Below are 9,047 nucleotides of genomic sequence, written 5' to 3'. Positions count from 1 at the left end.
AGCGCTGGCAGGGTGGCCACCCGGAGAACGAGCCGCGGCCGGAACTGTTCTACGGGCCGGGCGCCGAGGGCTACACCGACTACCCCTTCCTCGAAGCGGCTTGAGGCCCACGGTCACGCCTGTCCATGCGGCAGCCCCACTCACACATGGACAGGCGCCCCGACCAGCGACACTGTGCCCGCCCCTTTGCGCCCGCGGTCACACCGGCGATCACGCCCCGCTGCGGGCACGGCAGGTCTGCGAGGCGATGGACATGGAGATCGCGCCCAACAACATCAACAACACCCGCCTGAAACTCAAGCGGCTGACCGAGCGCGGCATCCTGGTCGAGACCGAGCAGGGATTGTTCGCCCAGCCGCGGCCATAGCCACACGGCGGCCCTCCGAGCAGCCTGCCTACCCCAGCCGACAGGGCACTACAGACATCAAGTCACGTACCGCCCTCTCAGAGACACTCCAACCAGCGATAGCACCACAGCTGTTGCACTAGCTAGAGTTCGAACACGAGTGGCTGAGCTGCACAAACCCGAGGTGCACACCACTACGACGGCCTCACTCCCCCAGAGAAGTCAGGTATCTCGTACGAGCCCACGTGATCGAACATGCGCAGATCGGCGACCACAACATTCAGCTACCTCGCGGCTCCCAGAGCCACCGAACAGGCCCTGCTCGCCGGGCGCGGTCAGCCGTTGACGATCGTCCTCTCGACGTGGGGAAACCCCTTGTCCCACCAGTGTCCGTAGCGCCGGTAGACGGCTGGATCGCGGTCGGCGAGCAGGACTCTCAGCTTTTCCGCCTCCTCGGTCAGACCTTGCCACGCAACCTTGCCGAGCCTGCGGAAGGCGGTCAGTTCCAGTCCGCCGTCAGCTGCACGCCACACTCCGACGACCTGCCCGTCGACGAGCAGGCAGGGCAGCACGTCGCCGTTACGCCGGACCACCAGGGGTCGGTACTCCGGAGGCATGACTCGGCCGGGGACGGCGTGAGCCAGCAGCGTGCTGTCCCACATCGGCAGCAACCTCGGCGGCGCCGGGGTGTCATCGGCGGGCACGGTAGCGTCGGCCAAGTCGAACAGGGCGGCGCGGCCGGGTCCTTGCACCCGTACCACCTGGTCGCCGAGCTCTTGCAGAGCTTTGGTTATCGCGGTGCGTGTCAGCAGGGTGAACCGGGCGAAGTCCTGCGCCGAGGCGGGCCCGAACGCCCGCAGGTAGGCGAGCAGCAGGCGCTGGACCCCAGCGTCGGCTTCCTGTGGCGCGGCCGCAGGGGCCGCAGGGGAGGCACGGTAGGTGTTCGGCTGCGTGAACGACCACGGGCCGCCGGTCGGTGCATGATGCACTGGCGCGAACGTGCGTAGCGCCCACCACACGCGGTGTGCGTGCTCGCCGTACCTCCCTGTGACCTCGTCCTCCACCTGGGCGCCGGTGCGGGGCCGCTTCAGGAAACCGGCGAGCTCTGGGAGCAGCGCGTCGGCGTCGGTTGCGGTCAGCCCTGTTGCGGTGAAACGGCGGTCGTACAGCCGTGACGCCCGCAGAGTGCTCAGCATGGCAGCGCGGTAGGGCTCGTAGTCCTCGGCATGGACGACGTGCAGCGTGATCCGCATGAGGGTTGCCTTCACGATCCGACCGTGCGCGAACGCTACGTCGAGATCCTCGGGCGCGAAGTCCTGCACACGGTTCCAGAGCGCCAGGTACGGCGACGCTGGTGCCTGCGCCTGCAGGGCACAGACCCGGCGAACCGCCTCCGCCACATCGAGACGCCGGCGTTCGAGCAAGAGCTGACGGTCCAACATGGCCAGGGCGAGCTGTCGCGCGGTGATACTCATGATCGGATCATGCCATTTTCGGCTCTGGCGCAAAGCAATCGCCGGTACGGGGCTATCAGTTCAAGGCACCTGCTTGTCGGTCTGAGCGTTCGCCGCCTTGAGGGCGAGTTGGTCAGGCAGCGACGGACCCTGGCGCTCGATGATCTGTCCGCGTTCGAAGCGGGCGTCGGCAGCCGAAGGGAGCGATACCTGGTTGTGCAGGAGCCGGAATAGCGCCAGGTTGGAACACTGCCTCGTCACCAGGACGGCACACCCGCCATCGCGCGCCCGACAGCGGCAGCTCTGACCGCCGTCGCCTGGGGAATCGCATCGGTCATCGCCCTCGACGGCATCGGATCCGGCCCCCGTGTCACCACCATCAACCTCATCGGCGACGTTCTCACCGCCCTCCAGAAACACCACGCCACCGACACACCGGCAGACGACCAGAGCGACCAGAGCGACCAGAGCGACCAGAGCGACCAGAACGCAAGCGAGGCTGCGCAGCCGCCGACTGCCACCAAGTGAAGTGAGAGGGTAGTGACGCATCGCCAGCGACCTGCGTCGCTCTTCCCTGTCCAGGCTGACCGGGTGGTGTCACTCCCAGACGCAGTTCGTCTCTCGATGCTCCGCGTGGTGCCGCATCCACAGCACGACGTCACAGGCCCGTAGAGCGCTGACGGTCTCGGGCACGCCGGCCAACTCGCGCAGCGCCAGCAGCTTGCGGTGGAGGGCGTAGTGGTCGGCGCGCAACGCAGCATGCAAGGTGAGCCAGAAGGACTGGGGCCGACCGAAGATGCAACGAACAACCTGGTCATAGACGGGCAGAAGGCGTGGGCGCTTGCGGGCAAGGATTTTGCCGGCCGTGACCCAGCCGATTCCGGTCTGGTCGTCGAGAAGGTGCCAGGCCCTGTCCGCCGGTGATCCAGGGGCCAGAACGGCAGCGTCGGCCTCGGCCATGTCAACGTCGGAGGGGATGCTGCTCAGCAGCTTGGACAGCTGTGCCCCCAGATCGCCTTCGAGAAGGTCCAGGGATGCCTGCGCGGGAATCTTGACCGACAAGGTCTGCACCGCGATGAGGTCGTCGGCGGTCACTGCGTTGGCGACTGCCGGGCGGTCTCCCCCGCCGGCCAGGTGCTCGAACCGGCTTCCCGTGAAAGGCACAGCCCCTGGCTGCAGATCGATGCCGAAGTAGCGTCGGAGATCCGAGGATGCCCGATCAGAGGTGATGAGGCTGTTCAGTCGGCGGGTGAACGGCTGCAGGTCAGGTGTGGACACGGGGCTGCTCCGAGAGGCGGTTGTCGAGCGCGGGGCGTGCTGGGCAGCGATCCCGCGGTTTCGGTTCCATCGCTCTGGGCATTCGACAGCCTTTGTGAGCAAAGGGAAAGAAGGCCGTGGCTGGCCCCTCCGCGGGACTGGCTCACTCACTGGGCGGGTGATGCCGGTTCAAGGCCCCATCCAGGCGGCGAAGGCCTCAACGAGGCCGGCGTAGAACCGCTCTCCGGGCACGGATGCCGGGTTCTTGCTCGCGTCGTAGAAGGCAACGTTGGTGAAGGTAGCCGAGGCGGAGGCGTTGAGGTTCTTGTAGAACGCGAGCTTCCCGCGGCCGAACCCGACGAACAGCCAGAACACCCCGAGCGAGGCAGTGTTCTGGAGCAGGGAGCGGACCTCGGCTTTGTCCCGGGGTTCGTCGCCGACCTGGGCAACGATGAGGGCAGAATCAGCAGCTCCTGACTCCTGGGCTGTCCGCCACATACAAGCTCGACGAGCTCGGCTGATACGCCGACGCACTCACGGCGGAGGCGATGGCGAACACCAGGCCGACGCCGACGGCTCTCGCTGACACGAGAGCCTTCCGTACCAAATTCTGTATCAATGCAATTCCCCTGGAAGGATCGCCACGAAATCCGCATCGAGAACTGCCGATTGACGGAGTGTGAGGCCGACAGCCCCGATTTCACGGATGCACATTCCGCTCAACGAGGCGTGAGCCGGACGGAGACAGTATTGCGACACGACGCCGCTATGTCACCGGCACGTTTCCGAAAGTATTTCGCGAACCGACCGTCACCGGGTGTTGACGTGGCGGCAGCCGAAGGTCGAGGTCAGCGACACGGCTCTGTCCGGCATGTGCCGGCGGGGGCCCGGCACACCGGCGCTCAGCGCCCCGCGCTCTGACCCCCGTCGACGTGCAGAATCTCTCCGGTGACGAACGAGGCGCTCTCGAGGTACAGGATCGCGTCGACCACGTCGTCGATCTCGCCCACCCGGCCGAGCGGCTGCAACGCGGCGAGAGCCTCGTACTCCGCGGCCGGGTGCAGCGGGGTGCGGACGGTGCCGAGCGCGACGGTGTTGACCCGGATGCCGCGGGAGGCGTACTCGATCGCCAGCGCCTTGGTGACCGCGTTCAGCCCGCCTTTGGTCAGCGACGCGAGCGCTGCGGGCACCCGCGAGTCCGCGTGGTCGACCAAGGTGGTCGAGATGTTCACCAGGTGGCCCCCACCGGCCCGGGAGAGCATGGCGGCGACGGCGCTGCGGGAGACCTCGAAGAAGCCGCGCAGGTTCACCCCGGCCACGGCGTCGTAGTCCTCGTGGGTGTATTCGGTGAACGGCTTGGCGATGAAGATTCCGGCGTTGTTGATCAGCGTGTCGATCCGGCCGAACCGCTCCAGAGCGGCGTCGACGATGCGAGCGCCGACGCCCGGCTCGGCCACATCGGCCCGCACGGCCAGTGCCTTGGGGTCGCTGAAATCGCCGATGGAGCGGGAGACCGCCACGACCCCGTAGCCGAGTTCGCGGTAGGCGGTGACAAGCGCGGCGCCGATGCCCTGCGAAGCGCCGGTGACAAGGGCGACCTTCTGCACGTTGTTCACGATGCGAGGAGTACCTTCTTCTGTCTCGGCGGCGAGTCCTGCCGCGTCCGGACCGACCGGTGCATCAGTGCATGCGGTTCGGCCGTTTGCGGCCGAGGGTGACAAGTCCCGCACCCGCGATGAATATCGCAGCGGTGGCGCCGGCGAGGCCGAGCGTGGGGAAGCCCGTTCTGGCCATGGACGGCGTGGCGGGGGCCTGGGCGCGGGCGGCGTCGAGGATGAGGTCGGTGATGGCGCCGGGGTGAGAGATCATCCCGACGTGCGAGGAGTCGATCTCGATGACGTGGGAAGCGGCTCGCCTGGCTTCGAAGCGCTCCACGTCGGGCGCTATGGCCTTGTCGCGGGTGGCGACGGCTGCCCAGGACGGGATGGTCCTCCACGCGGCGGAAGTCGCCTTGTCGCTGAAGGCCGAGGCGGCGATCGGACGTTGGGTCGCGGCCATCAGCGAGGTCGTCGTCCGGGGCAGGTCCGCGGCGAAGACCGCGTGGAACTTGTCAGGAGCGACATAGAGATCCGTGCCGGTGGTGCCGTCCGTGTTCCGGAAGGGCACCTTCTTGAGGGCGGGGTCGAGCGCGCTGCCGGGGAACCTGGCGGCCAGTCGGCCGAGGACTTCTCCCTTGTCGGGCATGAGGGCGGAGACGTAGACGAGCGCTTTGACGTTGGGGTTGCCCGTCGCTGCCTGGCTGATCACCGCGCCGCCGTAGGAATGGCCGACGAGGACGATGGGGCCGTGGATGCTCCGCAGGACGCCGGCGACGGAGGCGGAGTCGGTGGCCAGACCGCGCAGCGGATTGGCGGCGGCGACCACACGGTAGCCGTCCTTCTGCAGACGCTCGACGACCGCGTTCCAACTGGAGGCGTCGGCGAACGCGCCATGCACCAGCACCACTGTCGGTTTGCCGTCGGCAGAGCGGACGCCGCCGCTGAGGCCTGCGGGCCGGACGGCCGCGACGGCGGCCGGTGAGGCGGCGAAGACCGCCGCGCTCAGCAGCGCGGCGGCGGTTCCGCGTATTCGACGTCGTCGAGGCCGCGACGCAGGGAGGGACGACGTCATAGCTGCTCTCCTTCGGAGGACGGCGGGATGTACGCCAGCCTGCCCCGGCTGCGCCGAACGCGCGCTCACGGAAAAGCAGACGAGTGAATTGCCTGGCCCACTCGGGTGCCGTCGGCGACTCGGCACCGTACGGGGCAGGCGCTGATCGTCGGTGTATGGGACACGGCGTCCAGATCCTCGGTGTCCTGGTCCACGACGGACACCATCCCGTCCATGCCGCTGGTGTCAACCCCGTACGGTCATGGTTCCTTCGAGGCCCCGTAAATCGTGACTCATATCATTAATAACCGTATTCTCGTGCATGACAGGGCATTTTCGACGAATGGACTGTCGAAGACGCGAGTGAGGCGAAGCGTGATTCTGACCGGCGGGGAAACGATGCCGACGGGGCGCGCGACAGGCGGCACAGGGCCTGCCCGTTCCCGTGAGCGGTTTCTTCAGGGTGAGCCGGTCGAGGCAGGCGTGCGCACATCGATCCTGAGTTCGTGGCAGCGCAGCCGCTCCCTCGGCCTCTCGCCGGACCAGGCCGACCTCCCCTTCAGGGAGGATTTCGACCGGGACGCCCGAATCGTTCGCGCGGCCGTCCCCGTGCTCGACCGGCTGCAGGCCATGTTCGGCGGCAGCAAGATGAACATCTCCGTCGCCGACGCGAGCGGGACGGTCCTCCTGCGCCGTTTCGGAGAGGCGTCGTTGGCCAGGAGCCTTCCGGCGTTTCAGCGCGTTCCGGGATTCGTGTTCGCCGAGCGGGTCGCGGGTACCAACGGCATCGGTCTCGCACTGGCGGAGCGGCAACTCATCCGGGTTCACGGTGCCGAGCACTTCGCCGAGCGCTCCCAGCGAAGCGCCTGCCGCGCCCTTCCCGTCCGCGATCCGCTCAGCGGTCGTATCGAGGGGGTCCTGTGCTTCGGCTATCCGAGCAGCACCGAAGACGCCGCGCTGGCGACCACGATACGCAAGGCGGCCCAGGCCATCGAGCGGCGGCTGCTGGGGCAGAGTTCCGCGCGTGAGCGCGCTCTGTTGCGGGCGTACATGGACACCGGAGCCATAGCCTCCGTCGACCTTCATCACACGATCGGCGTGGACGAACTGGCCCTCGAGCTGCACCCCCGCGACCGGGCGGTCCTCACGGAGAAGGCCGCCGAGCTGATCTCGCGCGGGCAGCGGGCCGCCGTCGTCGTGTCCCTGCTCGGCGGTCGGCGGGTCACTCTCGTGAGCCGTCCGATGAGGAGTGGCTCAGGGGTGGAAGGCGTTGCCATCGAGGCCGTCCTCCCCGGCCCCTCACCACGAGAGCCCCTCGCCGTCCCGACCCGGGTCGACGTACCGCCGGGCTTCTCCAGCCGGCTCGCCGTGACCACTGCTGTCCGGCCACCCCGGTTCGTTCCGGCCACGGCGGCCCCCGGGCGTCTGTCCGTCGCCGCGTTGTCCGGGCACCTTCCCGACACCGCCTACGGCCCGTTCGGCGCCGTCGGCGGGGGTGGCGCGGCGGACGATCACCCCGGCGCCCCGCCCCAGACAAGAGGGCTCGTGATGGTGGGGGAACCGCGCGTGGGGACGTACGCCCTGGCCGCGCGCCGCCGCCTCGAGCTGCTGTCCGAGGCCAGTGCCCGCATCGGCACCACCCTGGACGTGCGTCGTACCGCCCAGGAACTCGCCGAGACGGCGGTGCCACGACTGGCCGACTTCGTCACCATCGACCTGCCCGAGGCCGTACTGCGTGGCGAGGAGTCCGCGGACCCCCGCACTGACCTGCACCGCACGGTGGTGCACGGCATCCGCGACGACCTTCCGTTCAGCCCGGTCGGAAAACGGGTCGACTTGGGTCCGACCACGCCCCAGATGCGCTGTCTGGCCAACGGGCAGGCAGTGCTGGAACCGGATCTGAAGGCCGCTGCGGGCTGGCTCGCCCAGGACCCCGAGCACACCGAACGGCTGCTCACCCAGGTCCACTCCCTCATCGCGGTCCCCCTGGTCGCCCGCGGCGTGATCCTGGGCATCGCCAGCTTCTACCGTGCGCAGGACCCCGCCCCCTTCGGCGACGACGACCGCTCGCTGGGCCTGGAGCTCGCCAACCGCGCCGCCCTGTCCATCGACAACGCCCGGCGCTACACGCGTGAGCGCACCATGGTCCTGACCCTCCAGCGCAGCCTGCTGCCACACGATCTGCCCGACCAGGACGCCGTCGAGATCGCTCATCGCTATCTGCCCGCCGAATCCGACGTGGGCGGAGACTGGTACGACGTCATCCCCCTCTCCGGCACCCGTATCGGCCTCTTCGTCGGGGACGTCGTCGGCCACGGCATGCTCTCCGCCGCCACCATGGGCCAGCTGCGCACCGCCGCGCGCAGCTTCGCCGAACTCGACTTTCCCCCGGACGAAGTCCTCACCCACCTCGACAACCTCGTGGGACGCCTGGACCGGGAGGAACCCGCCGCCGCCGGTGTCGGTGTCATCGGTGCGACCTGCCTGTACGCCATCTACGACCCGACCTCGCAGCAGTGCACCGTGGCCCGGGCAGGCCACCCTCCGCCCGCGCTGGTGCTACCCGACGGCACGGTGTCGTTCCCCGACCTGCCCGCCGGGCCCCCTCTCGGCCTCGGAGGCCTGCCCTTCGAAGCCGCCGAGATCCACCTCCCCGAGGGCAGCCGGCTGCTCCTCTACACGGACGGACTCATCGAGGACCGGCTCCGCGACGTCGACGTGGTCCTCAATCAGCTCCGCGGCGCCCTGGCCCACCCCGAGCACACACCGGAACAGACCTGTCAGACGGTCCTGGAAACCGTCGCGCCCGCCCACCCCTGCGACGACATCGCGCTGCTCGTCGCCCGCACCCACGCCGTGGACCCGGGCCGGATCGCCGCCTGGGACCTGCCCGCCGATCCGGCCCGGGTCAGTGAAGTCCGCGCCGCCGCCCTGCGGCAATTGGCCGACTGGGGACTCGACGAGGCCGCGTTCGCCGCCGAGCTGATGCTCAGCGAGCTGGTGACCAACGCCATCCGCCACGGTGCCGGGCCCATCCGGGTACGACTGCTCCACGGCCGCACCCTGATCTGCGAGGTTTCCGACGCGAGCAACACCGCCCCGCACCTGCGCCGGGCGGCCAGCACCGACGAGGGCGGCCGTGGCCTGTTCCTCGTGGCCCAGCTGGCACAGAGCTGGGGTACGCGCTATCTGCCCGAGGGCAAGGTCATCTGGGCCGAATGCGGGCTCGACGGCGCCTGAAGGAGTGCCTGCGCAGTCCAGCGGACACGCCCGGCGAACAGGGGAGAGCCGAGCGTGGGACACGCGGATCGCCCGGGCGCCCCGCTGACCCGCTGGAGTCG

The 9,047-nt window shown here is 68.8% G+C and carries 7 protein-coding genes; 1 reads left to right on the top strand and 6 read right to left on the bottom strand.

Going from position 1 to position 9,047, the window contains the following annotated elements:
- Positions 1-681: 681 nt before the first annotated feature.
- The 6 genes from ABZ656_RS34655 to ABZ656_RS34630 form a co-directional block, all read right to left on the bottom strand.
- Positions 682-1,821 (bottom strand): winged helix DNA-binding domain-containing protein, encoded by a 1,140-nt coding sequence (locus ABZ656_RS34655; RefSeq protein ID WP_101403096.1) that lies wholly within the window; start codon positions 1,819-1,821, stop codon positions 682-684.
- A gap of 60 nt (positions 1,822-1,881) precedes the next feature.
- The gene (locus ABZ656_RS34650; RefSeq protein WP_129592210.1) at positions 1,882-2,223 is read right to left on the bottom strand and encodes a hypothetical protein; all 342 of its coding nucleotides are present in this window, start codon (positions 2,221-2,223) and stop codon (positions 1,882-1,884) included.
- 174 nt (positions 2,224-2,397) lie between these two features.
- Complete coding sequence (locus tag ABZ656_RS34645; protein WP_360273290.1) at positions 2,398-3,078, bottom strand: DUF6308 family protein; 681 nt, start codon at positions 3,076-3,078, stop codon at positions 2,398-2,400.
- Positions 3,079-3,246: 168 nt separating this feature from the next.
- Positions 3,247-3,555: a VWA domain-containing protein gene (locus tag ABZ656_RS34640; protein WP_360273287.1), complete on the bottom strand. Its 309-nt coding sequence runs from the start codon at positions 3,553-3,555 to the stop codon at positions 3,247-3,249.
- Positions 3,556-3,959: 404 nt separating this feature from the next.
- Complete coding sequence (locus ABZ656_RS34635) at positions 3,960-4,676, bottom strand: SDR family oxidoreductase (RefSeq protein ID WP_218978148.1); 717 nt, start codon at positions 4,674-4,676, stop codon at positions 3,960-3,962.
- Between the two features lie 61 nt (positions 4,677-4,737).
- The gene (locus ABZ656_RS34630) at positions 4,738-5,727 is read right to left on the bottom strand and encodes an alpha/beta hydrolase (protein WP_101403093.1); all 990 of its coding nucleotides are present in this window, start codon (positions 5,725-5,727) and stop codon (positions 4,738-4,740) included.
- A 354-nt stretch (positions 5,728-6,081) separates the two neighbouring features.
- Here ABZ656_RS34630 and ABZ656_RS34625 point away from each other — a divergent pair, with 354 nt between their 5' ends.
- Positions 6,082-8,946 carry a SpoIIE family protein phosphatase gene (locus ABZ656_RS34625; protein WP_101403092.1) on the top strand — a complete coding sequence of 955 codons (2,865 nt, stop codon included), beginning with the start codon at positions 6,082-6,084 and terminating at the stop codon, positions 8,944-8,946.
- The last annotated feature ends 101 nt before the right edge of the window (positions 8,947-9,047 follow it).

The organism is Streptomyces sp. NPDC007095, assembly GCF_040634475.1.
Classification (GTDB): Bacteria; Actinomycetota; Actinomycetes; order Streptomycetales; family Streptomycetaceae; genus Streptomyces.
The sequence above is the reverse complement of the archived record's forward strand: the minus strand, read 5'-3'. Positions and strand labels throughout refer to the sequence as shown.

What these genes read in the sequence shown, in the direction of transcription:
- ABZ656_RS34640 (WP_360273287.1), bottom strand. Translation starts at nt 3,555, where the DNA reads ATGTGGCGGACAGCCCAGGAGTCAGGAGCTGCTGATTCTGCCCTCATC.
- ABZ656_RS34630 (WP_101403093.1), bottom strand. Translation starts at nt 5,727, where the DNA reads ATGACGTCGTCCCTCCCTGCGTCGCGGCCTCGACGACGTCGAATACGC.
- ABZ656_RS34655 (WP_101403096.1), bottom strand. Translation starts at nt 1,821, where the DNA reads ATGAGTATCACCGCGCGACAGCTCGCCCTGGCCATGTTGGACCGTCAG.